Origin of the sequence: Pseudomonas sp. A25(2017) (assembly GCF_002001065.1) — a bacterium.
Lineage (GTDB): Bacteria > Pseudomonadota > Gammaproteobacteria > Pseudomonadales > Pseudomonadaceae > Aquipseudomonas > Aquipseudomonas kilonensis.
This window is the reverse complement of sequence record NZ_MUOA01000051.1, coordinates 133,403-159,101: the sequence shown is the minus strand read 5'-3', so window position 1 is coordinate 159,101 and position 25,699 is coordinate 133,403. Positions and strand designations below refer to the sequence as shown.

At 63.3% G+C, this 25,699-nt stretch carries 20 protein-coding genes; 6 read left to right on the top strand and 14 right to left on the bottom strand.

Translation table 11 applies throughout. The features are described from left to right. Window positions 1-118 precede the first annotated feature (118 nt). The 4 genes from B0E42_RS10175 to B0E42_RS10155 all read left to right on the top strand — a co-directional run bounded on the left by B0E42_RS10175 (window position 119) and on the right by B0E42_RS10155 (window position 6,186). On the top strand, window positions 119-1,534 hold the full coding sequence (locus B0E42_RS10175) for a sigma-54-dependent Fis family transcriptional regulator (protein ID WP_018608046.1): 1,416 nt from the start codon (window positions 119-121) through the stop codon (window positions 1,532-1,534). A gap of 302 nt (window positions 1,535-1,836) precedes the next feature. Then, window positions 1,837-3,228 carry a GntP family permease gene (locus B0E42_RS10170; protein WP_018608044.1) on the top strand — a complete coding sequence of 464 codons (1,392 nt, stop codon included), beginning with the start codon at window positions 1,837-1,839 and terminating at the stop codon, window positions 3,226-3,228. Between the two features lie 7 nt (window positions 3,229-3,235). Next, complete coding sequence (locus B0E42_RS10165) at window positions 3,236-4,012, top strand: 3-hydroxybutyrate dehydrogenase (protein WP_077506316.1); 777 nt, start codon at window positions 3,236-3,238, stop codon at window positions 4,010-4,012. Between the two features lie 218 nt (window positions 4,013-4,230). Next, window positions 4,231-6,186, top strand: coding sequence for an acetoacetate--CoA ligase (locus B0E42_RS10155; protein ID WP_077506315.1), 1,956 nt, complete (start codon window positions 4,231-4,233; stop codon window positions 6,184-6,186). Window positions 6,187-6,406: 220 nt separating this feature from the next. Here B0E42_RS10155 and B0E42_RS10150 read toward each other — a convergent pair whose 3' ends face one another. Further along, window positions 6,407-7,525, bottom strand: a complete 1,119-nt coding sequence (locus tag B0E42_RS10150; protein ID WP_033062680.1) for a PilT/PilU family type 4a pilus ATPase — start codon at window positions 7,523-7,525, stop codon at window positions 6,407-6,409. Window positions 7,526-7,657: 132 nt separating this feature from the next. On the opposite strand from B0E42_RS10150, the gene B0E42_RS10145 reads away from it, so the two are divergent. Next, on the top strand, window positions 7,658-10,195 hold the full coding sequence (locus tag B0E42_RS10145) for a PAS domain-containing protein (protein ID WP_077506314.1): 2,538 nt from the start codon (window positions 7,658-7,660) through the stop codon (window positions 10,193-10,195). A gap of 48 nt (window positions 10,196-10,243) precedes the next feature. After that, window positions 10,244-10,519, top strand: a complete 276-nt coding sequence (locus B0E42_RS10140; RefSeq protein WP_003182808.1) for a peptidylprolyl isomerase — start codon at window positions 10,244-10,246, stop codon at window positions 10,517-10,519. A 177-nt stretch (window positions 10,520-10,696) separates the two neighbouring features. On the opposite strand, the gene B0E42_RS10135 is transcribed toward B0E42_RS10140, so the two are convergent. From B0E42_RS10135 to cobN, 13 genes are all read right to left on the bottom strand, one after another. After that, window positions 10,697-11,614: a sugar kinase gene (locus B0E42_RS10135; RefSeq protein ID WP_077506313.1), complete on the bottom strand. Its 918-nt coding sequence runs from the start codon at window positions 11,612-11,614 to the stop codon at window positions 10,697-10,699. A 153-nt stretch (window positions 11,615-11,767) separates the two neighbouring features. Continuing rightward, the gene (locus B0E42_RS10130; RefSeq protein ID WP_077506312.1) at window positions 11,768-12,985 is read right to left on the bottom strand and encodes an amino acid deaminase; all 1,218 of its coding nucleotides are present in this window, start codon (window positions 12,983-12,985) and stop codon (window positions 11,768-11,770) included. 40 nt (window positions 12,986-13,025) lie between these two features. Beyond that, window positions 13,026-13,790: an IclR family transcriptional regulator gene (locus B0E42_RS10125; protein ID WP_003200234.1), complete on the bottom strand. Its 765-nt coding sequence runs from the start codon at window positions 13,788-13,790 to the stop codon at window positions 13,026-13,028. A 145-nt stretch (window positions 13,791-13,935) separates the two neighbouring features. Further along, window positions 13,936-14,325, bottom strand: coding sequence for a RidA family protein (locus B0E42_RS10120; protein WP_013692714.1), 390 nt, complete (start codon window positions 14,323-14,325; stop codon window positions 13,936-13,938). A 39-nt stretch (window positions 14,326-14,364) separates the two neighbouring features. Next, window positions 14,365-15,171 carry an amino acid ABC transporter ATP-binding protein gene (locus B0E42_RS10115; RefSeq protein ID WP_077506311.1) on the bottom strand — a complete coding sequence of 269 codons (807 nt, stop codon included), beginning with the start codon at window positions 15,169-15,171 and terminating at the stop codon, window positions 14,365-14,367. Then, complete coding sequence (locus B0E42_RS10110; protein WP_014338686.1) at window positions 15,168-15,830, bottom strand: amino acid ABC transporter permease; 663 nt, start codon at window positions 15,828-15,830, stop codon at window positions 15,168-15,170. The genes B0E42_RS10115 and B0E42_RS10110 overlap by 4 nt, the downstream gene beginning before the upstream one ends. 9 nt (window positions 15,831-15,839) lie before the next feature. Then, the gene (locus B0E42_RS10105; RefSeq protein ID WP_018608019.1) at window positions 15,840-16,502 is read right to left on the bottom strand and encodes an amino acid ABC transporter permease; all 663 of its coding nucleotides are present in this window, start codon (window positions 16,500-16,502) and stop codon (window positions 15,840-15,842) included. Between the two features lie 54 nt (window positions 16,503-16,556). Then, window positions 16,557-17,405, bottom strand: coding sequence for a transporter substrate-binding domain-containing protein (locus tag B0E42_RS10100; protein WP_003200222.1), 849 nt, complete (start codon window positions 17,403-17,405; stop codon window positions 16,557-16,559). Between the two features lie 398 nt (window positions 17,406-17,803). Further along, complete coding sequence (locus B0E42_RS10095; protein ID WP_018608017.1) at window positions 17,804-18,145, bottom strand: hypothetical protein; 342 nt, start codon at window positions 18,143-18,145, stop codon at window positions 17,804-17,806. 55 nt (window positions 18,146-18,200) lie between these two features. Then, window positions 18,201-19,847, bottom strand: coding sequence for a phospholipase D-like domain-containing protein (locus B0E42_RS10090; RefSeq protein WP_077506310.1), 1,647 nt, complete (start codon window positions 19,845-19,847; stop codon window positions 18,201-18,203). A gap of 199 nt (window positions 19,848-20,046) precedes the next feature. Then, window positions 20,047-20,610 (bottom strand): VWA domain-containing protein, encoded by a 564-nt coding sequence (locus tag B0E42_RS10085; RefSeq protein ID WP_077506309.1) that lies wholly within the window; start codon window positions 20,608-20,610, stop codon window positions 20,047-20,049. 101 nt (window positions 20,611-20,711) lie between these two features. After that, the gene (locus tag B0E42_RS10080) at window positions 20,712-21,716 is read right to left on the bottom strand and encodes an ATP-binding protein (protein WP_077506308.1); all 1,005 of its coding nucleotides are present in this window, start codon (window positions 21,714-21,716) and stop codon (window positions 20,712-20,714) included. Between the two features lie 209 nt (window positions 21,717-21,925). Continuing rightward, window positions 21,926-25,699, bottom strand: a complete 3,774-nt coding sequence (gene cobN / locus B0E42_RS10075) for a cobaltochelatase subunit CobN (RefSeq protein WP_077506307.1) — start codon at window positions 25,697-25,699, stop codon at window positions 21,926-21,928.

The following is a 25,699-nucleotide window of genomic DNA, read 5'->3' as shown; positions in this document are numbered from 1 at the left end:
TTCGCGAGCAAGCCCGCTCCCACAGGTGCTCTCGATCGTTCATACGAACACAATCCAATGTGGGAGCGGGCTTGCTCGCGAAGAGGCCCGAACAGAACCCACACATTCTGGAATTATCATGAACCCCACCGAAAGCCTCAAGGATTACAAGCGCGTCCGCACGCTGGCGATCCGTTCGTTGTTCGAGATCATCGAGCAGTCCAGCGAAGGCACGGTGATTGTCGACCGTGACGCGAATATCGTCTGGATGAACGAACGCTACGCCCGCCGCTTCGGCCTGAACTCGGCGCAGGAGGCGATTGGCCGGGCGTGCGAAAGCGTGATTCCCGGCAGCCTGTTGCGTGAAGTGGTGCGCACCGGGCGCCCGATCCTGCTGGACATGCAGGACACGCCCAAGGAACCCCTGGTGGTGATGCGCCTGCCGATCCACGACAGCGCGGGTGCGGTGATCGGTGCCATCGGCTTTGCCTTGTTCGATGAGTTGCGCAGCCTGTCACCGATGCTCAAGCGCTACCTGAGCATGCAGGAAGAACTGGCCTCCACCCGCTCGCTGCTGCGGGCGCGCCAGACCAAGTACAACTTTGCCCATTTCATTGGCACCAGCAACGCCGGCCTTGAGGTCAAGCGCCGTGCCCGGCGCAGCGCCAGCGCCGATTCGCCGGTGCTGCTGCTCGGCGAAACCGGCACCGGCAAGGAACTGCTGGCCCAGGCCATCCACAGCGCTTCGCCGCGCGCCCACAAGGCGTTCGTCAGCATCAACAGCGCGGCGATTCCCGAGTCGCTGCTGGAAGCCGAATTCTTCGGCACCGCCCCGGGGGCCTTTACCGGGGCCGACCGCAAGGGCCGCGCCGGCAAACTGCAGATCGCCCAGGGCGGTACGCTGTTCCTCGACGAGATCGGTGACATGCCGCTGCCGCTGCAAAGCAAACTGCTGCGCGTGCTTCAGGAAAAGGAATACGAACCGGTGGGCTCCAATGAGGTGCTGCAAAGCGACGTGCGCATAATCGCCGCCACCTCCATGGACCTGGAAGCAGCGATCAAGCGCGGAGAGTTCCGCGCCGACCTGTATTACCGCCTCAACGTGTTGCCGATCCAGGTCCCGCCGTTGCGCGAGCGCCTGGAAGACTTGCCGGCCCTGAGCGAAGCAATCCTTGAAGAACTGCGCAGCCAGCATGAACTGAACCACGCCGCCCTCGACCTGCTGCGGCAACACGCCTGGCCGGGCAACATCCGCGAACTGCGCAACGTGCTGGAACGGGCCGCGCTGCTCAGCGATGACCTGGTGCTCACGGCGGCGGACATCCGCGCCGCCATCGGCACGTTCATACCGGTAACCCACACGGCAAGCCCGAGCCTGGAACCGTTGCCGCAAGAAACTTTCAGCGAGGCCCGGGCACGCTTCGACCGGCAGTTGATCGAAACCACCCTCGTGCAATGCGGGGGCAAAGTGGTTGAAGCGGCCGAGCGGTTGGGGTTGGGGAGGTCGACGCTGTACAAGAAAATGGTGGCGTTGGGGATTGCCGAGTCTCAATAGAGAGACTCTATTCTCAAAATATAGACTACTGACTTTGGAGCGCTTCGCGCTCATCGCGAGCAGGCTCGCTCCCACATGGGATAGCGTTTCTCCTGTTCAACGCGGTCAACTGTGGGAGCGAGCCTGCTCGCGATGAGGCCAGCCCAGCCCATAAAAATCTCAAAACAGAGACAAAACCTTCACCCTCACCCTAAAAATTTAAAAAATTTCCTTATATTTCAGCCAGTTACACACCTGGCACAAAACTCGCTAAAGCCCCCTCCACAGCTTCACCACAACAATAACAATCCAGGAGACACACCATGAGTGTGATCATTGCCTTGGCAGCCCTCACGCTGCTGATGGTCGCCGCCTACCGTGGCTACAGCGTTATCCTCTTTGCCCCCATCGCCGCCCTCGGCGCCGTCCTGCTCACCGACCCGTCCGCCGTCGCCCCTGCCTTCACCGGGGTGTTCATGGAAAAAATGGTCGGCTTCATCAAACTGTATTTCCCGGTGTTCCTGCTCGGCGCGGTGTTCGGCAAATTGATCGAGCTGTCGGGGTTCTCCCGCTCCATCGTTGCCGCGGCGATTCGCTTGCTGGGGACGCGCCAGGCCATGCTGGTGATCGTGCTGGTCTGTGCCTTGCTGACCTATGGCGGTGTGTCGCTGTTCGTCGTGGTGTTCGCGGTGTACCCGTTCGCCGCCGAGATGTTCCGCCAGAGTAATATCCCCAAGCGCCTGATCCCGGCCACCATCGCCCTCGGCGCGTTCTCGTTCACCATGGACGCCCTGCCCGGCACGCCGCAGATCCAGAACATCATCCCCAGCACATTCTTCAACACCACCGCCTGGGCCGCACCCTGGCTGGGCGTGATCGGCACGATCTTCGTGTTCAGCCTCGGCATGCTGTTCCTGCAACGCCAGCGCAACAAGGCCCAGCGTGTGGGCGAAGGCTACGGCACCGAGTTGCGCAACGAGCCGGAAACCGCCGAAGACATCAAGCTGCCAAACCCCTGGATCGCCGTTTCGCCGCTGCTGGCGGTTGGGCTCATGAACCTGTTGTTCACCCAGTGGATTCCCCAGTGGTATGGCAAGACCCACAGCCTCGCGCTGCCAGGCATGACAGCCCCGGTCACCAGCGACATCGCCAAGCTCACCGCGATCTGGGCGGTGCAGGCGGCGTTGCTGGTGGGCATCATCATGGTCTTGCTGTTCGGTTTCCGGGCCATTCGCAGCAAACTGGCCGAAGGCAGCAAGAGCGCCGTGGGCGGTGCGTTGCTGGCGGCGATGAACACTGCGTCGGAATACGGCTTCGGCGCGGTCATCGCATCCTTGCCGGGTTTCCTGGTGCTGGCCGACTGGCTCAAGAGCATTCCCAACCCACTGGTCAACGAAGCGGTGACCGTCACGCTGTTGGCGGGCATCACCGGCTCCGCCTCGGGCGGCATGAGCATCGCTTTGGCGGCGATGTCTGAAACCTTTATCAGCGCCGCACACGCCGCCAACATTCCTCTGGAAGTGCTGCACCGAGTGGCGGCCATGGCCAGCGGCGGCATGGACACCCTGCCCCACAACGGCGCGGTGATTACCCTGCTGGCGGTGACCGGGCTGACCCACCGCGAAGCCTACAAAGACATTTTCTGCATTACGCTGATCAAGACCCTCGCGGTGTTCTTCGTGATCGGTGTGTTCTACGCCACTGGCATTGTGTGAGGTTCCCATGACAACCCCTCTTTCGGGCAAGACCGCCCTGGTCACCGGTTCTACCAGCGGCATCGGCCTGGGCATTGCCCTGAGCCTGGCCAAGGCCGGGGCCAACCTGATCCTCAACGGCTTTGGCGATGCCTCGGCGGTAATCGCCGAGGTGCAACAGTTCGGCGGCAAGGTCGGTCATCATCCAGCCGATGTCAGCGACCCAGCGCAGATCGCCGACATGCTCGCCTACGCCGAGCGCGAGTTCGGCGGCGTGGACATCCTGGTGAACAACGCCGGAATCCAGCACGTGGCCGCCGTGGAGGATTTCCCGGCGGAGCGCTGGGACTCGATCATTGCCATCAACCTGTCCTCGGTGTTCCACGCCACCCGCCTGAGCCTGCCGGGCATGCGTGCCAAGGGCTGGGGGCGGATTATCAACGTCGCCTCGGTGCACGGCCAGGTCGGCTCGGTGGGCAAGGCGGCGTATGTCGCGGCCAAGCATGGGGTGATCGGTCTGACCAAGGTGGTCGGCCTGGAAACCGCCACCAGCAACGTGACCTGCAACGCCATCTGCCCGGGCTGGGTGCTGACGCCGCTGGTGCAAAAACAGATCGATGATCGCATTGCCACCGGCGTCGATCCGCAACAGGCACAGCATGACCTGCTGGCCGAGAAACAGCCGTCCCTGGAATTCGTCACCCCGCCGCAACTGGGGGAACTGGTGCTGTTCCTGTGCAGCGAAGCCGGCAGCCAGGTGCGCGGCGCGGCGTGGAATATCGATGGTGGGTGGTTGGCTCAATAAACTCCTTGCGATCCCTTGTGGCGAGGGGATTTATCCCCTACTTGTGGGAGCAAGGCTTGCCCGCGATGGCCGCTCCGCGGTTTAACAGCAAAACCGCGTTTTCGTTCATCGCGGGCAAGCCTTGCTCCCACAGGCCTTACTCCCACAGATAAATCCCCTCGCCACAAGATTGGGTCGCTCTATAGTTTGTGTGTACACAAAAAAACAAGAGGCACCCCATGTCCGACATCCTCTGGCAACCCAGCCCCGAACGCATCGCCCAGTCGCGCATGAACGCCTTTCGCCAGTTCGTCAACGCGCGGCATCACCTGCAACTGCATGACTACCCGGCTCTGCACGCCTGGAGCATCGATCAGCGCGAAGCCTTCTGGCAGGCCATTGTCGACTTCTTCGAGATTCGCTTTCACCAAGCCCCCGACGCGGTATTGGTGGAAGATTCGCAAATGCCCAGCGCCCAGTGGTTCCCTGGCGCCACGCTGAACTTCGCCGAGCACCTGCTGCGCCGCCGCGATGACGCCGTCGCGGTGGTGGCGCTCGACGAAAACGGCGGCCAGGAACAACTGACCTGGGCCGAACTCGCCGCCCATGTCGCTGGCCTGCAAACAAGCCTGAAAGCCGCTGGCGTCACCCAGGGCGATCGAGTCGCCGCTTGCCTGCCCAACACCTGGCAGACCCTGGTCGGCATGCTCGCCACCACCAGCCTGGGCGCTATCTGGTCGTGCTCGTCACCGGACTTCGGTACCCAAGGCGTCATCGACCGGTTCGGCCAGATCGAACCCAAGGTGCTGATCACCTGCGCCGGTTATCGCTACGCTGGCAAGGTCATCGACCAGCAGGCCAAGGTCAATGAAATCCTCGAACGGCTACCATCGCTGCAGCAACTGATCGTGTTGCCTTATGCGCAGCCGGACGTGCGCGTCGAGGCATTCAAGACCCCGGCCGCTGTCGCCTTGTGGAACGACTTTTATCAAAGCGGTGGCGAACCGGCGTTCGTCAGCGTGCCCTTCGATCACCCTCTATACATCCTGTATTCCAGCGGCACGACCGGGGTGCCGAAATGCATCGTCCATGGCACCGGTGGCGTGCTGCTGCAACACGTCAAGGAACATGGCCTGCACGTCGACCTCGGGCCCGAGGATCGGTTGTTCTACTACACGACCTGCGGTTGGATGATGTGGAACTGGCTGGTGTCGGCCCTCGCTGTGGGCAGCACGGTGGTGCTCTACGATGGTTCGCCGTTCCACCCTGGCCCCGAGCGCTTGCTGGACCTGATCGATCAGCAGCGCATCAGCGTCTTCGGCACCAGCCCCAAGTTCCTCGCGGCCCTGGAAAGCGAGGGCCTCAAGCCCCGCCAGACGCACCGTTTGGACAGCCTGAAAACCCTGCTCTCCACCGGTTCGGCACTGGCGCCCCATAGCTACGATTACGTGTACCGCGACATCAAGGCCGATGTTTGCCTGGCCTCGATGTCCGGCGGCACCGACATTGTGTCCTGCTTCGTCAACGGCAACCCACTGTCGCCGGTGCGCCGGGGCGAGATGCAGGGCAAGAGCCTGGGCATGGCCGTGCAGGTCTGGAACGAGGCCGGCAACCCGGTCATTGGTGAAAAAGGTGAGTTGGTGTGCACCCGGCATTTCCCGGCAATGCCCATTGGTTTGTGGAACGACCCTCGGCAGGAAAAACTCCGCGCCTCCTACTTCGCCCAGTTTCCCGGCGTGTGGGCCCAAGGCGACTACGCCGAGGAACTGCCCCACGGCGGTTTCCTGATCCACGGACGCTCCGACGCCGTGCTCAACCCCGGCGGCGTGCGTATCGGCACGGCGGAAATCTATCGGCAGGTGGAAAAAGTCGAGCAGGTGCTGGACAGCGTCGCCATCGGCCAGCAATGGCAGGGCGATGTCCGGGTGGTGCTGTTCGTGCGCCTGCGCGAGGGTGTGAGCCTGGATGAAGCCCTGGAACATCGGATCCGCCAAGTCATCCGGGCCAACACCACACCGCGTCATGTGCCGGCGAAGATCCTCGCGGTCAGTGATATTCCGCGAACCATCAGCGGCAAGGTGGTGGAGCTGGCGGTGCGCAATGTGGTGCATGGCGAGGTGGTGAAGAACACCGATGCCTTGGCCAACCCTGGGGCTTTGGAGCAGTTTCGGGATCGGCCGGAGCTGGCGAGCTGACCGTCAGGGCCTCAGACCTGTGGGGAGCAAAAACTTGTGGAGCAAAACACTTATGGGAGCAAAGCTGTGGGAGCAAAGCTTGCTCGCGATACAGGCAACGCGGTTTTTCAGACCTACCGCGTCATCGTTCATCGCGAGCAAGCTTTGCTCCCACAGGTTTGCCTCCACAGGTTTGCCTCCACAGGTTTTGCTTCCACAAGTGTTGTTCCCACAGAAGTACTCAATCCATAAGCCCCCACTCACCCGCCGCCGGATCGACCGGTGGCGCCGCCGCCCCCGACTCGCTATGCAACTTCAACCGCAACCGCAGGTTGTTCGCCGAGTCGGCATTTTTCAGCGCTTCTTCCTCATCGATGGCGCCCTCGACCACCAGGTTGAACAGCGCGTGATCGAAGGTTTGCATCCCCAGTTCCTCTGACTTTTCCATGATGCCCTTGAGCTCGCCGAGCTCGTTGCGCCGTATCAGGTCCGCCACCGTCGGCGAGCCCAGCATGACCTCCACCGCCGCTCGCCGCTGGCCGGTGCGGGTGCGCACCAGGCGCTGGGAGACGAACGCCTTGAGGTTGTTGCCCAGGTCATTGAGCAACTGCGGTCGACGTTCTTCCGGAAAAAAATTGATCACCCGGTCCAGGGCCTGGTTGGCGTTATGGGCATGCAAGGTGGAAATCACCAGGTGCCCGGTGTCGGCAAACGCCAAGGCATGCTCCATGGTTTCCCGGTCGCGGATTTCGCCGATCAGCACCACGTCCGGCGCCTGGCGCAGGGTGTTTTTCAGCGCCGCATGGAAACTGCGGGTGTCGACACCGACTTCCCGTTGGTTGATGATGGATTTCTTGTGCCGATGGATATACTCCACCGGGTCTTCGATGGTGATGATGTGGCCGCTGCTGTTGCGATTGCGGTAGTCGATCAGCGCCGCCAGGGAGGTCGACTTGCCCGAGCCTGTCGCACCGACAAACAACATCAACCCCTGTTTCTGCATGATGGTGTCCAATAGCACCCGAGGCAGTTTCAGGTCTTCGAAGCGCGGGATGTCCAGCTTGACGTTGCGAATCACCATGGACACGTCATTGCGCTGCTTGAAGATATTGACCCGGAACCGCCCGACGCCGGCCAGGGAGATCGCCAGGTTCATTTCCAACTCCCGATCGAACTCAAGGCGCTGTTCGGCGTCCATCAGAGACTCGGCGAGCCGGGCAATGTCACCGACCTTGAACGCCTCGTTTCCCAAGGGCTTGATCACGCCCTCGAAACGCGCGCACGGTGGCGCACCCGTGGACATGTAAAGGTCGGAACCATTCTGGCTCGCCAGGATTCGCAACAACGGATCGATTTCCATGGACTGAAACTTCCGCGAGACATCAATGAAACAAGCTGAGCCGAACATGAAACCCTTCAGCCCCACCCGCATGTACCCTCTTCTGAGGATAGTCGACACCGTGGCACAGACACGACAGCCAGGGATCGCGTGATGAGCGCGACACCCGCCGGCAGCGATACGCAACGCCTGATCAACCAGGTGGACTGGGCCCTGACCCCGCTGGGCACTGCCCAAAACTGGCCGCAAAGCCTGCGCACCGCCGTGGACATCATGCTCCATTCGCCCATGGCGATGGCCTTGCTGTGGGGACCGCAACTGTCCCATCTCTACAACGACGCCTTCGGTCGACTGGCCGGTGACAAGCACCCCCGGGCATTCGGCCGACCGACCCATGCAGCATGGCCCGAACTCAAGAGTGCGACCGAAGGGATTTATCACCGTGTGTTGCAAGGCCAGACACACACCTGCCGCGACCAGCAATGGCGCGTGCCCTTCGCCGGCCGTCTCTGCGATGTCTGGCTGGACCTGACCTACAGCCCGGTGCGTGACGAAAGCGGCAGCGTCGCCGGCATCCTGGTCACCGCCATCGAAACCAGCGAACGACGCCGCCTGGCCATGGAGTTCGAGCGGCGCTCCGAGGCCAGCCTCAAGGCCCAGCACGAAAGCGAAGAGCGCCTGCAACTGGCCCTGGCCGCCGCCGATGGGCTGGGCACCTGGGACTGGGACATCAGCGAAGACCGCTTTATTGCCGACGCCCATTTCGCCCTCTTGCATGGCGTCGATCCCAGCCTGTCGCGCCAGTTGCCCATCAGCGCCTATCTCGAAGGCGTGCACCCCGAGGACCGGGCGATGGTTGCCCGCAGCATCAAGCACTGCATCACCCATGGCACCGAATACGCCGAGGAATACCGGCTGTTGCAGCCCGACGATGAGTTGCGCTGGGTGTACGTGCGCGGCCGTTGCTACAAGGATCGCCACGGCCGACCCAAGCGTTTTCTTGGCGCGGCCCTGGACCTGACCGAACGCAAGCGCACCGAGCAAGCCCTGCGCCAGAGCCAGACCGAGCTGCAGTTGATCATCAACGCCATGCCGATCCTCATCAGCTACGTGGACCGCGAAGAGCGTTTCCGGCTGAACAACAGCGCCTACCTGGACTGGTATGGCCTGACCCCGCAAGAGCTCTATGGCAAGACCATCCGTGAAGTGCTCGGTGATGAAGCCTATGCCGCCCGCGCCCAACAGATCGCCGATGCCCTGGCCGGCAAGCCGTGCAGCTTCACCGTGCAGATGGACCATCGCGACGGGCGCCCGCGCCATTCGCTGATCAACTACCTGCCTCGCCATGGGGCGGACGGTGCGGTGAACGGTTTCTACATCTTCGTGATCGACGAAACCGAGAGCCGGAAAACCGAGGAGGCCCTGCGCAACCTCAACGAAACACTGGAAGAACGGGTCATCGCCCGTACCCAGCAACTGGCCGAAGCCAATCACCGGCTGCAAAGCGAGATGTTCGAACGCGAGCGCGCGGAGGAAGCCCTGCGCCATGCGCAGAAAATGGAAGCCGTGGGCCAGCTCACCGGCGGCATTGCCCATGACTTCAACAACATGCTCACCGGTATCCTCGGCAGCCTCGACCTGATGCAACGCTACATTGCCGCTGGTCGCACTGACGAGATCGGGCGCTTCACCGAAGCGGCGGTGTCCTCGGCCAACCGCGCCGCGGCCCTGACCCATCGGCTGCTGGCTTTTTCCCGACGCCAGTCCCTGGACCGCAAACCGCTGGACGCCAATGACCTGGTGCACTCGCTTGAAGACCTGCTGAGCCGCACCACCGGCGATCACATCGGACTGCGGCTGCAACTGGCCAGCGAACTGTGGCCCGTCAACACCGACGCCAGCCAGTTGGAAAACGCCCTGCTCAACCTGGTGATCAACGCCCGCGATGCCATGCCCGAGGGCGGCGAACTGATCGTCGAAACCGCCAATGTCTATCTCGACGGTACGGACATCAACAGCCTGGAGCCGGTCAAGGCCGGGGACTACGTGATGATCGCCGTCAGCGACAACGGCAGCGGCATGACCCCCGCCGTGCTGGCCAAGGCTTTCGATCCGTTCTTCACCACCAAGCCCATCGGCCAGGGTACCGGCCTGGGCTTGTCGATGATCTACGGGTTTGCCCAGCAGTCGGGTGGGCACCTCAACCTCGACAGTGTGCCGGGCCAAGGCACGCGGGTGCAGTTGTACCTGCCGCGCTTGCACGTTTCGTCGGCCCAACCACCCGAGACGCCCGAGACGGTCGACGTACCGCCGGCCATCGCCGGGGAAACCGTGTTGCTGGTGGAGGATGAACCCGCCGTGCGTATGCTGGTGCTCGACCTGTTGCAGACCCTGGGCTACACCGCCCTGGAAGCCCGGGACGCCGTGACCGCACTTCCCGTGCTGGAATCGGACCAGCGCATCGACCTGTTGGTGACCGATGTCGGGCTGCCAGGCATGAATGGCCGGCAACTGGCGGAAATCGCCCGCCAGCACCGTCCGGGGCTGAAAGTGCTGTTCATGACCGGTTACGCGCAGAAAGCCGCCGAACGCCAGGGGTTCCTCGACCAGGGTATGGACATGGTCGCCAAGCCCTTCTCCCTCGATCTGCTGGCCAACAAGATTCGGACGATGATCAACCATGGCAACTGACTTGAGGCATAATCGCCGCCCCGTCGCACCGTTCAGGTCACCGCAGCAATGAAAGCCCAAGCCCGCCATATCCTGGTGAAAACCGCCGAAGAAGCCGAACAGCTCAAGCAACGCATCGCCAAGGGCGAAGCCTTCGATGTGCTGGCCAAGAAATACTCCACCTGCCCCTCGGGCAAACGCGGTGGCGACCTGGGTGAAGTCAGGCCGGGGCAGATGGTCGGGGTGATCGATGCGGTGATTTTCAAGAAGCCGCTGCGGGTGGTGCATGGGCCGATCAAGAGCAAGTTCGGGTATCACCTGGTGCAGGTGTTCTACCGGGATTGATCGGTCACTTTGTCAGCGAAGCCTGTCTGTGGAAACAAAGCTTGCCTGTGGGAGCAAAGCTTTGCTCGCGATGAACGATAACGCGGAAGGTCTGAAGAACTGCGTCGCCTGGATCGCGAGCAAGCTTTGCTCCCACAGGCCAGCTTTGCTCCCACAGGTGTACATCGATTCCCCCGATCAGTCCTTGGGCATCAACGCCCCCGGCACCTGGATCACCCGGCTCGCCAACCGATGCCCCGCCTCGGCCGCCTCCGCCGGGCTGCCGCCCAGCAAACGACTCGCCAGGTACGCGGCACTGAAGGAGTCCCCCGCCGCCGTGGTGTCCACGACGCGCTCGACCCGCAGGGCGGGCACCTCATAGGACTGGCCGTCGCAACGAATCAGGCAGGCCTCGGCACCGCGCTTGAGCACCACCTCGGGCGTGCCGAGCTGCGCATAGGCGGCGAACACCGCTTCGCTGTCGGCATGACCGAACAATGCCTGTTCATCCTCTACGGTCAGCAGCGCCAGCTCCACATAGGGCAAGACGCTGCAATACGCCGCCCGCGCCGCTTCGATCGAGGCCCAGAGCCTGGGACGGAAGTTATTGTCGAACACCACCAGCGCCCCGCGCCGACGGGCTTCGACCAGGGTTTCGATGAGTTTGCCGCGCCCCTGCTCGCCGAGCACCGCCAGGGTGACGCCGCTGAAATACAGCACATCGTAATCCAGCAACGCGGCCAGGATCGGCCCGGCGGCCGGGGTGGTAAAACAATCGCGCACCGCCGCCTCGTTGCGCCAGTAGAGGAAGCGCCGCTCCCCCGCCGCATCGGTCTGGATGCAATACAAACCCGGCAGGCGTCCTGGCAAGCGCTGGACCCGTTGCAGCCCGATGTTCTCCGCGGCCCAGCTTGCGCACATGGCATCACTGAAGCTGTCGTCGCCCAGGGCGGTGACGTAATCCACCGCGCCCCTGTCGCCCAAGGCGCGGGCCAGGTACACCGCCGTGTTCAGGGTGTCGCCGCCGAAGCTCTGCAGCAGGCTGCCGTCGGCGCGTTGTTGCAATTCGATCATGCATTCGCCGATCAGGGCGATGCGGGGTTTGGGGTTGCTCATGGATGATCCTGATAATTCAGCGGTGTCTGGCAGGCCGCTATCGCGAGCAAGCTCGTTCCCACAGGGGATCTTGGGTAAACACCCATTTTGTGTTCACAGTCGATCAATGTGGGAGCAAGGCTTGCCCGCGATAGCCGCAACTCGGTTCAAAGGCTAGAAACAAGTCTCCATGCTCTCGACCACCCGCAACTGCTCATCCACCAGGCACCCCACCCGCCACTTGTCGAACGTCAGGCACGGATGTGAAGTCCCGAACGAGATGATGTCCCCGACCCGCAACTCAACCCCCGCCGCCACGGTCATGAACGCATGCTGGTCCATCACCGCCGTCACCTTGCAGCCACTCACATCGTCACCCGCCAGCGTGTCCGATCCGGGCTGGTAGCGCTTGAGCGGCACCGGCAAGCCAGCGTCGTAGGCCACGTCGCGCTTGCCCAGGGCGATCACCGCGAAGCCCGGCTCCGGCAGCGATTGCACATGGGCCCAGACTTCCAGCGCCGGGCGCAGGCCTTCGTGCAGGTCGCTGCGGCGCTCCAGCACGCAGCACTGCGCCTCTTTGTAGATGCCATGGTCATGGGCCACGTAGCTGCCGGGACGCAGCACGCTGAGGAACCGTCCGTGGGCATTCTGGGCTTCGAAGGATTCGGCGATCAGGTCGTACCAGGCCGACCCCGAGGCGGTGATGATCGGTTTGTCGATGGCAAACGCGCCGTTGTCCTGCAACTGCACCGCCAACCGCACCAGGGACGCCGCGAACGCACGAATGCCACTGATGGCGTGGTCACCGTGGATCACCCCTTCGTAGCCTTCGATGCCAGTCAACGCCAGCGCCGGTTGCGCCTGGATCGCCTCGGCCAGGGCCAACACCTCGGCTTCGGTCCGGCAGCCACAACGCCCGCCGACCACGCCGTACTCGATCATCACATTGAGCCGTACGCCGCGAGAGGCGAAGTAAGCGCCCAGGTCAGCGACATTATCCGGATGATCGACCAGGCAGTGGAATTCGAACGCCGGGTCGGCGAGCAAATCGGCAATCAGCGCCATGTTCGGCGTGCCCACCAATTGGTTGGCCATCAACACCCGGCGCACGCCATGGGCGTAAGCGGCACGGGTCTGCACGGCGCTGGCGAGGGTCAGGCCCCAGGCGCCGGCCTCCAGTTGCCGGCGAAACAGCGCCGGGGTCATGCTGGTCTTGCCGTGGGGCGCCAGTTCGGCACCGCTGCGGGTGACGAAATCTTGCATCCAGCGGATGTTGTGCTCCAGCGCCGCGCAATGCAGCACCAGCGCTGGCAGGCTGACGTCCCGGAGCAGGTGGGCGCCGACGGTGGCGGCGCCCTTCTCGACGCCGGCATGAAGGATGGCGGAAGGCATGTTCGAACTCCTCGCACACGGTCGCTAATGCCGTGGCTGTCTATTCATTGATACGACGGGCCAGGTGGTTGGCGCTTTCGATCAGCACCCGGCGGTAGTCGGCGTAATTGTTCTTCGCGTCGGCCCGTGGGGCGACGATGCACAGGGTGGCGATGGCCACGCCATTCGGGTCTTTGACCGGTGCGGCGAAGCAGTGGGTGAAGGTGTCGGCGACACTGTCGAAGGAGAAAAACCCATCGAGGCCGGCCTGGCGGATTTCCTTGAGGAATTGCTCCAGGGGCAGGCGCTCGCCGTCCGGCAAAATGAAATCGTCGGGGTCGATCAGGTCGACGATCTGCTGGTCGCTCAGATGCGCCAGTAGCAGGCGCCCTGACGCCGTCCACGGGATCGGCGCGTTTTCCCCGATGTCCGATGAAATGCGAAAATGCCGCTCGCCTTCCTTCATCAGCGCGACGGTGTATTTGCGCCCGTTGAGCAGGCACATCTGCGCCGTTTCCCGGGTCTGGCGCACGATCTCCTGCAAGGCCTGGTCAGCCTCGCGGCTCAGGTCGAAATGCCGCAGGTGCGCCTGCCCGAGAAAGTACAACTGGCGGCCCAGGTAGACATGGCCGTCCTTGCCCACCGGCTCGAGGATGCGCCGCTCCAGCAGCGACGCCACCAGTTCATAGACCGTGGACTTGGGGCTGCCGATGCCGCTGGCAATATCGTTCGGGCGCAGCGGCTGGCCGATTTCCTTGAGAAAATCGAGGATATCGAACGCCCGATCCAACCCCCGGGCCCGGCGTTTGATGGTGTCTTCGGTCATGTCTTTGGTTCCCATTCAGTTGGCCGGGAGTTTAACCAGACTGCAGCGCCGCCTGATAGATCGCTATCGCGGGCAAGCCATGCTCCCACAGAAGAATGCGCTCCCTTGTGGGAGCAAGGCTTGCTCGCGATGAGGCCCCCGTGGTTCAGGCCTTTTTCTTGTAGGCGACGCAATCGATCTCGACCTTGCAATCGACCATCATGCTCGCCTGCACGCAGGCCCTGGCCGGGGCGTGTTCCGGGCTGAAGTACTCGCCGAAGACCTTGTTGAAACTCCAGAAATCCCGCGGGTCTTCCAGCCACACACCGCAGCGCACCACATCCTCCAGGCCGTATCCGGCCTCCTCGAGAATAGCGACCAGGTTCTTCATGGTCTGGTGAGTCTGCTCGACGATCCCGCCGACAATGATCTCGCCGTTCACCGCCGGCACCTGGCCGGACACGTGCAGCCAGCCATCGGCTTCCACGGCGCGAGCGAATGGTCGAGGCTGACCTCCACCTGCGGTGCTGCCGGTGCCGTAGCGCGTAATGCTCATGGGTTATCTCCTTCTTGAATCGATTGAAAGCTGAATGGATTAAAAACGCGTGTTCTTGAGAAATTCCGCCAGGCGTGGCGACTGTGGCCGTTCGAACAATTCCTTCGGCGGCCCCTGTTCTTCGATGCGGCCCTGGTTCATGAACACGATCTTGTCGGAGACCTCGAAGGCGAAGCGCATTTCGTGGGTCACCAGCAGCATGGTCATGCCGTCTTCGGCCAGGCCCTTGATCACGTTCAGCACCTCGCCGACCAATTCCGGGTCCAGGGCCGAGGTCACTTCGTCGAACAGCATCAGGCTGGGGTTCATGGCAATGGCCCGGGCAATCGCCACGCGTTGCTGCTGGCCGCCGGACAACTGGCCGGGAAAGTGATCGCGCCGCTCCAACAAGCCCACCCGCTCCAACCATTTCTCGGCCAGGGCCACCGCCTCGTCCTTGGGCAGCTTTTTCACTTTGAGCAGGCCCAGGGTCACGTTCTGCAACGCGGTCAAATGCGGGAACAGGTTGAATTGCTGGAAGGCCATGCCGGTCATGGCCCGGTGCCGGGCGATGACTTTCTCGGCGTGGCGCACACGCTTGCCGTCGATGTCGTCGTAACCGATGGACTCGCCATCGAGCATGATCTGCCCGCCCTGGAATTCTTCCAGCATGTTGACGCAGCGCAGCAGCGTGGTCTTGCCCGAACCGCTGGAGCCGATCAGCGTAACCACGTTGCCGCGCTGCATGCTCAGGTCCACGCCCTTGAGCACTTCCAACGGGCCGTATTGTTTGCGCAGGCCGCGAATGTCCAGCAGCGGCTGGGTGTTGGATAAGTTCGTATTGGAAAGAGTCGAGACGTCAGTCATGGCAAGGCCACCCGCTTTTCAATGTGTCGCCCGAGCAATTCGATGGCGTAATTGATGATGAAAAAGAGAAACCCGGCGAACAGGTAAAACTCCAGGGTCATGAAGGTCCGGGCGATGATCTGCTGGGTGCTGAGCAGCAGTTCGGCGACGCCGATCACCGACAGCAGGGTCGAGGCCTTGACGATCTCGGTGGAGGAATTGACCCAGGTCGGCAAGATCTGCCGCAAGGCCTGGGGCAACAGCACATAACCCAGCGCCTGGAAGAACGTCAGGCCAATCGCCTGGCTCGCTTCCATCTGACCACGGGGCAATGCCTGCAAGGCCCCGCGCACGATCTCGGCGACGTGGGAGCCACAGAACAGCGTCAGCCCCAGGACACCGGCCTGGAACGCGCCGATCTGCCAGCCCAGGGCCGGGGCCATGTAGAAGCAGGCCAGCACCAGCACGAACACCGGCGTGCCGCGAATCAGGTCGACGTAGAAGCGAAACGGCGCGCGCATCCAGGTCCGGCCATAGGTCAGCACCAGCCCGGCGACCAGGCCGATCAGCGTGCCCAACACAATCGCCAGCAGCGAACACTGCACACTGGTCAGGAAGCCCGCCCACAGGGTGTCGCGGGCAACCCATAACTCATGCAACCAACTGGGTGATTCGTACATGGGAGACTCCTAACGGCGGATCGCCAGACGCTGCTCGAAATACCGCAGCACCATGGCAATGAGGTAACAGGCCGCGACATACAGGGCCGTGGTCACCAGCCAGGTTTCGATCACCCGGTAGCTCTCCACGTTGATCTTGCGGGCGTAATAGGTCAGCTCCGGCACGGCAATCGCCGCCGCCAGGGAAGTGTCCTTGAACAGCGAAATGAAGTTGTTCGACAAGGCCGGCAACACGTTGCGCAGCATCACCGGCACGGTGACGTAGGCCTTCACCTGCCACTCGCCCAGGCCGATGGCCAGCCCGGCTTCACGCTGTCCCTTGTGAATGCTCAACAACCCGCCGCGAAACACTTCGGTCAGGTAGGCCCCGGCGTACAGCGAGAGGGTGATGACGAACGACGGCAGCTTGTCCAGGCGGATGCCCAGGCTCGGCAAGGCGAAGTAGATCAACAGGATCAACACCAGGATCGGCGTATTGCGGATCACCGTGACATACACCGACGCCAGCACCCGCAAGACCCGATGTTTGCTCAGCAACGCGAACGCCATCGCCAGGCCGATCACGCAACCGATGGCGATCGACACCAGCGCCAGGGAAAGCCCCAGGCCCAGCCCCGCCAGCAGGGTGTCGAAATCGCGCCAGACGGCGGCAAAGTTCAACTGATAATTCATGGTCGGCAGTACCTTCGACGGAGCGCCCGCAAGTGGCGCCCCGGGCTCACAGGGTCATTTGAATTCAACGGGGAAACCGATCGCTGGCGACGGCAGCTCGACACCGAACCACTGCTTGAAGGACGCCGCATAGGTGGGGAACTCCACGCCGGTCATGGCTTCATGCAAGGTGGTGTTGACGAAGTTCAGCCAGTCCTGGTCGCCGCGCTTGACCGCACAGGCGTAGGTTTGCGGGCTCCAGGCATAGGCCGGGCTGCGGTAGCGGCCAGGGTTCTGCACCATCAGGTATTTGACCGAGGACTGGTCGGTGGCGGCGGCATCGGCGCGGCCGGAGTTCACCGCCTGGTACATCAGGTCGACGCTGTCGTACTGGTCAACCTTGGCCTTGGGCAGCGCCTGGTGCACCAGTTCCTCGGCGTAGACGTTCTGCAGCACCGCCACGGTGACGCCGTCGCCGGCGGCCTTGAGGTCTTCGATTTCCTTGTACTTGCTGTTGGCCGGCAGCAGCAGGCCCACCCCTTCGCGGTAGTACGGCAAGGTGAACGCCACTTGCTGGGCGCGGCTGGCGGTGACGGTGATGAACTGGCAGCTCATGTCGACCTTGTCGGTCAACAGATTGGGAATGCGCGCATCGGAAGACTGCACCACGAACTCGACTTTCTCCGGGTCGTTGAACAGGCCCTTGGCGACCATCCGCGCGATATCGATATCAAAGCCCTGCAACTTGCCATCCGCTCCCTGGAAGTGCCACGGCGCATTGGTACTGCCCGTGCCCACGATCAATTTCCCCCGCTGCAGCACGCTGTCCAGCTTGCTGTCGGCCGCCTGAGCGACCCCCATGGCAGCCGTCGTGGCCGCGAAGAGAAAAACACACGCTTTGAACAAGGAAGGTCGGCGTTGCATGGCAAGCACTCCAGAATGAGTTTATTCCGCTATACCGGAACATGGTATGTAACAACGGAATAGACAGCAGAAAGTGTGCCACAGGTTTGATGCCCGCGGGAGGGCAAAAAGGAAAGTTAAGGAAATCAGGGAGATGGGAAAAACAGACGCCAGGACAGTCGCATCTGCGTGCGACCACTGTTGCTACCGTTGGCCACGACGCACGGGTAACAAGGCCCCAAGCCGGGTACCCGGCGCACTCGGCGCACCGAAACGGAGCCACTGTGGAATGTGTAAATGGATACCCTGTGGGAGCGAGCTTGCTCGCGATGGCGGTATATCAGTCAATATCGATGGCGACTGACCTGACGCTATCGCGAGCAAGCTCGCTCCCACAAGGGTTCGGCGGCGTACCTGGGCTATTTGCGCTTGTAGCTCTTGCTGCCGCCGGGCGTGAGGCAATAGACCCCGCCCCGAGGCCCGACGCAGTAATTGCCACTGCCGCACTGGCAACCCTCGGATGATTTGAGCAGCGATTGCGGCCGGGCCTCGTTCCGAAGCCCCAGCACAGCGGAACAGGACTTCTTCGAAGCACTGATGGAACCGTCGTTGCACAGGAAGGTATCGCCGTCACACCCGGCAATCCCGCCCTTGCGTCCGGAACACGGTTGATTGGCGGCAAGGGCTGAAGTACACAGCGCCAACACCAGGGTCGTGACGCAGATGCGAAGTAAAGCAGACGTTCCGTGACAGAGATTCATGACAGCTTCCAGGCTGATAGATGGCCCTATGCTAGCACCGGATAATCTACCGCACCTAACGCCCGCAAAACCTCACCCTGGACAACATCCGCAAATCCCCCTCGCGGTAATAGTCATCACTCCAACTGTCATCCACTGCCAGTGGCTTGACCTGCTTGAGGGCGAGTTTTTTCGCGAAGTAGCGAAAGCGGTAATGTTCATAGAAACGCAGCAACTCCAGCCCGTAGCGGTCGGCCAGGTCGGTGTTGCCCTGGATGATCAGGTAATTCTCGTCGTTGCCGCTGCTGGCGGCGGCGCTCAGGTTGTGGCTGCCGCTGAGGATGGTCGGCGTGTCGCTGGTGAAGTCGGTGACGATGGCTTTGGTGTGCACCAGCAGGTTGCCCTTCTGGCCTTTCATGTTTTCCCGCAGCCAGCCTTCCAGGCCGGTGTTGAGCAGCGCGGTGGCGGCGAATTCGGCAGTGCGGTCGGCGTGAAAGCCGGTGATGCGACTCTTGGTGTTTTGCAGGCCGTAGCGCAACACATCGTCATTGGGGGCACCGAGCAAGGCGTCGAGGATGCGCTCGGGCAACACAAAGGCGGTGACGAACAACAGGTCCTTTCGCGCGCCCTTGATGATGTCGACGAAGCGATCCAGGTCGCCCTCCCCGGTGCGCGGCGAGAATCCGGCGAACAATGCCTCCTGCGGATCCATGGCATTGTTGTCGGTCAGCCACTGGCGAGTGGCACCGACGTCCTGGGGTTCGGCCCAGATCTGCTCGAACACCTGGAAGTAGCTGCCGCTCACCCGAGGGTCGTCCAGCACATGGACCACGTTGGCCTGGCGGTAGACACCGTTGGCGGTGAAGTTGGTGCTGCCGCACAGCACCGCCTCTGGTTGCAAGGAACCGTTGCCATCCACCTTGCTCAGCACAATGAACTTGTTGTGGAAAATGTTATGGGTGATTCGTCCGCGCTTGTTGGCTGCTGGCATTTTTTCGAGGCTGGCTTCGTTACGCGCCGTGGTGTCGTCGCCCGGCTCGGCGTGGTACAGCACTCGTACTTGGGCGCCGCGAGCGTGAGCGGCAGTCACCGCATCGACGATCACCGGCAGTTCGTATTCATAAATGGCGACGTCCAGGGCCCAGTGGGCATCCAGTGCCCGATCGATAAAACCGGTCAGGCGCCCCAGCAGGCCATTTTCCAACCAGCGACGCGGGGCGTCGGGCCAGTCATCGATGGACAGGTGCTTGTTGGCACCGATCAGCGCGTCCACTTCAGGAAACTTGCGCTGGAACGCCTGGCTGGCGGCCACGGCACGGTTGAAGATCACCCGCTGGTTGGCCGGCTGTCCGTCGTCGCTGGTGACGGTGACGGCCAGGGATTCGCCCAACTGCGGTGCTTCGGGGCTGCCGTAGGCCAGGTGCACGCGGTAGTGCATGGTCACGCCGGGGTTGACCGCGTAGTCGGCCCAGCGAAATTTCTGCAACGGTGCCTTGTCGCTGGGGGTGGCGTGGAACTGGGGAAAGGTGTGGGCCTTGTCGGGGAAAGTCAGGCTGTTGAACAGGAACAGCCAGGGCTTGTCACCCTGCTGCTTCTCGATGGCAAAGCCCAGCAGCCCTTTGCGTCGGGATTCCGCCAAGTCCATGGCGAGCAGCACGCCGTTGGTGCCGGCATAGGCCTTGACCCGAAAATCGTCCTGGGCGTTGGTGACGAGTACGCGCATGGTTCACTCCTGTGAGGGGCTGCCTGAGCATAGTGCAGTGAGGCGGGTTCGCTGGGCATATCCAGAACCGAGGTGATGCCTTCGCGAGCAGGCTCGCTCCCACAGGAAGAGCTGTGGTGTTCATTGGCTGTGTGTTCACAGCAGAACCAATGTGGGAGCGAGCCTGCTCGCGATGAGGCCAGATAGGCCACCGCAAATCTCAGTTAGGAACTCCTTCATCGATATGCCGATACTCAGCCCCCAACCGCCCCGCCAACTGCCGGGCCCGGCCCAAGCGAATCGGGCCTCTTTCGATATCGATCAACAGGCACGGGCAATCGAGAGGCGGCTGTGAAAAACCCTCTTTGACTCGTCCGTCGGTCATCACCAACACCCGTTGCTGCTCCGCCGGGTAGCGCTTGCGTCGGGCCACCAGCCAGCGCCCGGCCTCGTTCAGCGCCGCCAGCAACGGCGTTCCGCCCCCGGCGCCCAGCCCATCGAGCCAGTGGCGCAGGCCGGCCGAGGCCTTGAGGCCTTGCACCTGCCAATTGGGGAGCGTGCCGCTGGCCGTCAACAGCGCCAGGCGGGCGCGTTGTCGGTAGGCGTCGTCGAACAGTTGCGCCAGCAGGCCCTTGCCGTCACTCAAGGCGCGATGACGACGGGTCGAGGCCGACGCATCGACGATGACCAGCCACAACTCATGGGGCGAACGCTGGCGACTGTGAAAGCGCAGGTCTTCGTACAGACGTGGCCGGCCATTGAGTAACGTCCCCGGCCAGTTCACCGCACCGCTGGCCGCCGCTTTGCTGCGGCCCTGGCGGCCCTGGTCGAGTCGTCCTGCACGGGGTCTGGCATTCGCCCTCGCTGGCGAACGGGGGCGAATGCCTAGGGCTTTTTTGGCCAGCTCGGCACGTCACGCCGGGCACCGGTCGGCAATGCCCGGGCCGGCAGGTCGCCCCACTGGCCCTGGCCTTCGTTGGATTCAGTGGTTTTTTCCGCGCCGGTCGGTGCCTGGGACGGTGCCGGTGCCGGTGCCGAATGCCCACGCCGCCGGTGCCGCAAGGCAAACTCGGCGACCGCATCGATGTCTTCATCGGCAATTGCAGGAGCCCCGCGCCAGGCCGCATGGGCCCGGGCCGCCCGCAGCCAGACCAGGTCGGCGCGCAAGCCATCGACCCCGGCGGCAAAACAGCGCTCGGTGATCTGCGCCAGCGCCGCGTCATCCAGGGCGATCCCGGCCAAGCGGTCGCGCGCCTGTTGGCAACGGTCACGCAACTGCTGCTGGGCCGTCTCCCACGCCACGCAGAACGCCAGCGGATCGCTGTCGAAATCCAGCCGTCGCCGGATGATCTGACCGCGTTCAGTCGGTGCAGTGTGACCGTCAAGGGCAACGTTCAAGCCAAAACGGTCGAGCAACTGCGGGCGCAACTCACCCTCCTCCGGGTTCATGGTGCCGATCAGCACAAACCGCGCCGGATGCCGATGAGAAATGCCGTCGCGCTCGATCAGGTTGATGCCGCTGGCGGCCACATCGAGCAGCAAGTCCACCAGGTGATCGGGCAGCAGGTTCACTTCATCGACGTACAGCACGCCACCGTCGGCCTTGGCCAACACGCCGGGAGAAAACTGCGCGCGCCCTTCCCCCAGCGCTGCGTCCAGGTCCAGGGTACCCACCAGCCGCTCTTCGGTAGCACCGAGGGGCAAGGTGACGAACTGACCGCTGGCCAGCAGGTCCGCCAGGCCCCGGGCCAGTGTGGACTTGGCCATGCCTCGCGGCCCTTCGATCAGCACACCGCCGATTTTCGGATCGATCGCGGCCAGGCACAGGGCCAGTTTCAGATCATCGGCACCGACCACGGCGCAGAGCGGGAAATGGGGGGTGTGGGTCATATCTAATTCTCAAGGGTGGTCGGTAACGTCAATGTCAAAAGGGGGCTTGTGGGAGCAAGGCTTGCCCGCGATGAACGAAAACGCGGTTTAGCTGCTAAACCGCGGCGCGACCATCGCGGGCAAGCCCTGCTCCCACAGGGTGGAGATAAATCCCTTTGCCACAGGTCAACCCATCACAGGGGTTGTGTCTCGCCTGCTCAGTAGGCATGTCAGCCATCTTCTTCTATGTCCAACAACAAATTTTCCAACGCCTCGCGATACTCGCCTGGATCCTGCCACATCCCCCGCTGCTGCGCTTCGAGCATGCGCTCGGTCATGTCCCGCAGGGCGTCGGGGTTGTGCTGGCGGACGAAATCCCGGGTGTCCGGATCGAGCAGGTAGGCATCGGCCAGCAAGGCGTACTGGTGATCGTCGATCAACCGGGTGGTGGCGTCGAAGGCAAACAGGTTGTCCACCGTCGCCGCCAGTTCGAAGGCGCCTTTATAGCCATGACGCTTCACCCCGTCGATCCACTTCGGGTTCGCTGCGCGGGAACGGATGACGCGGTTGAGCTCTTCTTTCAGGGTGCGGATCCTGGGCAAGTCTGGCTGGCTGTGATCGCCATGGTAACTGGCCGCCGCATCACCACTGAGGGTCTCGACCGCCGCCAGCATGCCGCCCTGGAACTGGTAGTAATCGTTGGAATCGAGCAGGTCGTGCTCGCGGTTGTCCTGGTTCTGCAACACCGCCTGCACCTGGCTCAAGCGCCGGGAGAACTGCTCCCGGGCGGCCGTGCCTTCATCGCTGGCGCCGTAGGCGTAACCGCCCCAGTTCAGGTACACCTCGGCCAGATCCTCGCGGCTCTGCCACAAGCGCCCGTCAATCGCGCCCTGCACGCCCGCGCCATAGGCACCGGGCTTGGCGCCGAAGATCCGCCAGCCGGCCTGGCGCGCCGCGGCTTCCGGCTCAAGACCCGATGCCAGCAGGGCTTCGCGTTCGCCACGCACCTTGGCCGCCAAGGGGTTCATGTCGTCCGGCTCATCGAGTGCGGCGACGGCCTGCACGGCGGCATCGAACAAGCGAATCAGGTTGGCAAAGGCGTCACGGAAGAAGCCGGACACCCGCAGCGTGACATCGACCCGAGGCCGGTCCAGCAGGCTCAGCGGCAGGATCTCGAAGTCATCGACCCGCTGGCTACCCGTGGCCCACACCGGGCGCACGCCCATCAGCGCCATGGCCTGGGCGATGTCATCGCCACCGGTGCGCATGGTGGCCGTGCCCCACACCGACAGGCCGAGCTGGCGCAGGTGATCACCGTGGTCCTGCAAATGCCGCTCAAGGATCAGGTTCGCCGATTGGAAACCGATGCGCCACGCCGTGGTGGTGGGCAGGTTGCGCACATCCACCGAGAAGAAATTGCGCCCGGTGGGCAACACATCAAGGCGCCCGCGGCTCGGCGCGCCGCTGGGGCCGGCGGGCACGAAGCGCCCGCTCAAGGCATCGAGCAGGCCGCGCATTTCCGCCGGGCCGCAAGCGTCCAGGCGCGGGGCCACGACGGATCGCAGGTTTTCAATGATGCTGCCCACCACCTCCCAGCCTGGCGCGTCGAGCTGCTCCACCGCACCGTCCAGCGCCTGCTCGATCAACTGCACAGCGAACAGCTCCAGGCGCTCGCGGGTATCGCCGGCGGTGCGCCAAGGCTCGGCGCTGACCTGACGCAACGCCTCGGGACAGTCGCCGGTCCAGGGTTCGGCCAAGGCACAATCCAGCGGGTCGAAACCCAGCCCGAACGCCTTGGCCAGCGCCCGCAACAGGCTCGACTGCGCGCCTTTTCCGTCGCCCCGGGGAATGCGCAGCAACGCCAGCAAGGTGTCGATGCGCAGCCGTCCGCAGGGCGACTCGCCAAAAATATGCAGGCCGTCGCGGATCTGCGACTCCTTCAAGTCGCACAGGTAAGTGTCCAGGCGTGGCAGCCAGATCGCCGCGTCGGCATCGCTGTCGAGCCCGGCATCGAGTTGCAGTTCGCGGTCGATGTGGGTCTCGCGCACCAGGTTGAGGATGTCCCGTTGCAGCTCCCGGGCACGGCGCGGATCGAGCAATTGCGCCTCGTAGTACTCGTCGGCCAGCAGCTCAAGGTTACGCAGCGGCCCATAGGTTTCGGCCCGGGTCAGCGGCGGCATCAAGTGGTCGATGATCACCGCCTGGGTGCGACGCTTGGCCTGGGCGCCCTCACCCGGGTCGTTGACGATGAACGGATAGATATTCGGCAACGGCCCCAACAGCACGTCCGGCCAGCAGTTTTCCGACAGCCCGACGCCCTTGCCCGGCAGCCATTCGAGGTTGCCGTGCTTGCCGACGTGGATCACCCCGTGGACGCCGTAGGTGTGGCGCAACCAGAAATAAAACGCCAGGTAACCGTGGGGCGGCACCAGGTCCGGGTCGTGGTACACCGCGCTCGGATCGACCTGGTAACCCCGCGCCGGCTGGATGCCAACGAACGTCAGGCCCAGGCGCAGGCCGGCGACCATCAGGCGCCCGTCGCGGCACATCGGGTCTTGCTCGGGCGAGCCCCAGCGCGCCAGCACCGCTTGGCGATTGGCTTCGGGCAGTGCGTCGAACAAGGCCTGGTACTCGGCAAGGGCCAGGCTCTGATGACAGGGACGCAAGTCGAGGCTGTCCAGGTCGTTACTGACCCCGCCGAGCAATTGCTGGATCAATGCGGTGCCGCTCGCCGGCAGTTCAGCCGGCAATGGATAACCTTCGACCTGTAGGGCCCGGAGGATATTCAACGCCGCTGCCGGGGTGTCCAGGCCGACGCCATTGCCGATGCGACCGTCGCGGGTCGGGTAGTTGGCGAGGATCAGCGCCACACGCTTCTGGGCATTGGGCAAGCGCGCCAGGGTGGTCCAGCGTCGGGCCAGTTCGGCGACAAAATCCATGCGCTCGGGCGCGGCCCGGTAGCAGACCACGTCGCTCTGGCTGCGCTCGCTGCGCCAGGCCAAGTCCTTGAAACTGATCGGGCGGCTGATGATCCGTCCGTCCAGTTCCGGCAAGGCGATGTGCATCGCCAGGTCCCGTGGTCCCAGGCCCTGCTCGCTGGCACGCCAGCCGGGTTCGTTGTCCTGGGCGCAGATCGCCTGGATCACCGGGATGTTGCGGCGAAACGGTCGCAAGTGCGGAGCTTCGGGGCTGGATTGCGCGAAGCCGGTGGTGTTGAGGATCACGCCCGCCTGCACCTCGTCCAGCCAGTCCTCTACTAGTGCGAGGCAACCAGGCTCCTTGAGGCTGGCCACGGCAATCGGCAGCGGATTGAGCCCCGCCGCTTGCAGGCGCTGGCAGAACACGTCGATGAACGCGGTGTTCGCCGCTTGCAGGTGGGAGCGATAAAACAGCACCGCTGCCACCGGTTGCCCGGCGCTCCAGTCGGCTTGCCAATCGTCGAGGTTGGCGCTGGTTTTCGCCGGGTGATAGATGGCCGTGCGTGGCAAGGCCTGCGGCTCGGCCCACGGATAATCGCGGCCAAACCATTGGCTGCCGAGGTTGTAAAACAGGTCCAGGGCATTGCCCAGCCCGCCCTGGCGCAAGAACTGCCAGAGCCGGTCGCGGTCTTCGCAGGGCACGTTGCTCAGGTCACTGAGTTCCGGGTCCGGACGATCATCCCCCGGCACCAGGATCAGCTTCACCCCGCGCCCGGCCAGTTCCATCAGGCGCTCGATGCCGTAGCGCCAATAGCCGATGCCGCCGTGCAGCGACAACAGGATGACCTTGGCGTGTTGCAGCACGTCTTCGACATACAGATCCACCGAGGCGTGGTTCTGCACCTGCATCGGGTTGGCGAGGCGAAACTGCGGATAATCGCCCGGCAACTGCTTCGCCGCTTCGGCCAACAGCGCCAGGCTGGAGTCGCCGCTGCACAGGATCACCAGTTCGGCGGGGGTTTGCCCCAGGTCGGCGATGTTGTCATCCGACACGAAACCGCCGGGCTGGGTCCTGAGCAGGTGCAT

What these genes read in the sequence shown, in the direction of transcription:
- B0E42_RS10120 (WP_013692714.1), bottom strand. Translation starts at nt 14,325, where the DNA reads ATGAGCATTACGCGCTACGGCACCGGCAGCACCGCAGGTGGAGGTCAG.
- cobN (WP_077506307.1), bottom strand. Translation starts at nt 25,699, where the DNA reads ATGCACCTGCTCAGGACCCAGCCCGGCGGTTTCGTGTCGGATGACAAC.
- B0E42_RS10115 (WP_077506311.1), bottom strand. Translation starts at nt 15,171, where the DNA reads ATGACTGACGTCTCGACTCTTTCCAATACGAACTTATCCAACACCCAG.
- B0E42_RS10140 (WP_003182808.1), top strand. Translation starts at nt 10,244, where the DNA reads ATGAAAGCCCAAGCCCGCCATATCCTGGTGAAAACCGCCGAAGAAGCC.
- B0E42_RS10105 (WP_018608019.1), bottom strand. Translation starts at nt 16,502, where the DNA reads ATGAATTATCAGTTGAACTTTGCCGCCGTCTGGCGCGATTTCGACACC.
- B0E42_RS10155 (WP_077506315.1), top strand. Translation starts at nt 4,231, where the DNA reads ATGTCCGACATCCTCTGGCAACCCAGCCCCGAACGCATCGCCCAGTCG.
- B0E42_RS10100 (WP_003200222.1), bottom strand. Translation starts at nt 17,405, where the DNA reads ATGCAACGCCGACCTTCCTTGTTCAAAGCGTGTGTTTTTCTCTTCGCG.
- B0E42_RS10165 (WP_077506316.1), top strand. Translation starts at nt 3,236, where the DNA reads ATGACAACCCCTCTTTCGGGCAAGACCGCCCTGGTCACCGGTTCTACC.
- B0E42_RS10095 (WP_018608017.1), bottom strand. Translation starts at nt 18,145, where the DNA reads ATGAATCTCTGTCACGGAACGTCTGCTTTACTTCGCATCTGCGTCACG.
- B0E42_RS10170 (WP_018608044.1), top strand. Translation starts at nt 1,837, where the DNA reads ATGAGTGTGATCATTGCCTTGGCAGCCCTCACGCTGCTGATGGTCGCC.
- B0E42_RS10125 (WP_003200234.1), bottom strand. Translation starts at nt 13,790, where the DNA reads ATGACCGAAGACACCATCAAACGCCGGGCCCGGGGGTTGGATCGGGCG.
- B0E42_RS10110 (WP_014338686.1), bottom strand. Translation starts at nt 15,830, where the DNA reads ATGTACGAATCACCCAGTTGGTTGCATGAGTTATGGGTTGCCCGCGAC.
- B0E42_RS10175 (WP_018608046.1), top strand. Translation starts at nt 119, where the DNA reads ATGAACCCCACCGAAAGCCTCAAGGATTACAAGCGCGTCCGCACGCTG.
- B0E42_RS10130 (WP_077506312.1), bottom strand. Translation starts at nt 12,985, where the DNA reads ATGCCTTCCGCCATCCTTCATGCCGGCGTCGAGAAGGGCGCCGCCACC.
- B0E42_RS10090 (WP_077506310.1), bottom strand. Translation starts at nt 19,847, where the DNA reads ATGCGCGTACTCGTCACCAACGCCCAGGACGATTTTCGGGTCAAGGCC.
- B0E42_RS10135 (WP_077506313.1), bottom strand. Translation starts at nt 11,614, where the DNA reads ATGAGCAACCCCAAACCCCGCATCGCCCTGATCGGCGAATGCATGATC.
- B0E42_RS10080 (WP_077506308.1), bottom strand. Translation starts at nt 21,716, where the DNA reads ATGACCCACACCCCCCATTTCCCGCTCTGCGCCGTGGTCGGTGCCGAT.
- B0E42_RS10150 (WP_033062680.1), bottom strand. Translation starts at nt 7,525, where the DNA reads ATGGAAATCGATCCGTTGTTGCGAATCCTGGCGAGCCAGAATGGTTCC.
- B0E42_RS10145 (WP_077506314.1), top strand. Translation starts at nt 7,658, where the DNA reads ATGAGCGCGACACCCGCCGGCAGCGATACGCAACGCCTGATCAACCAG.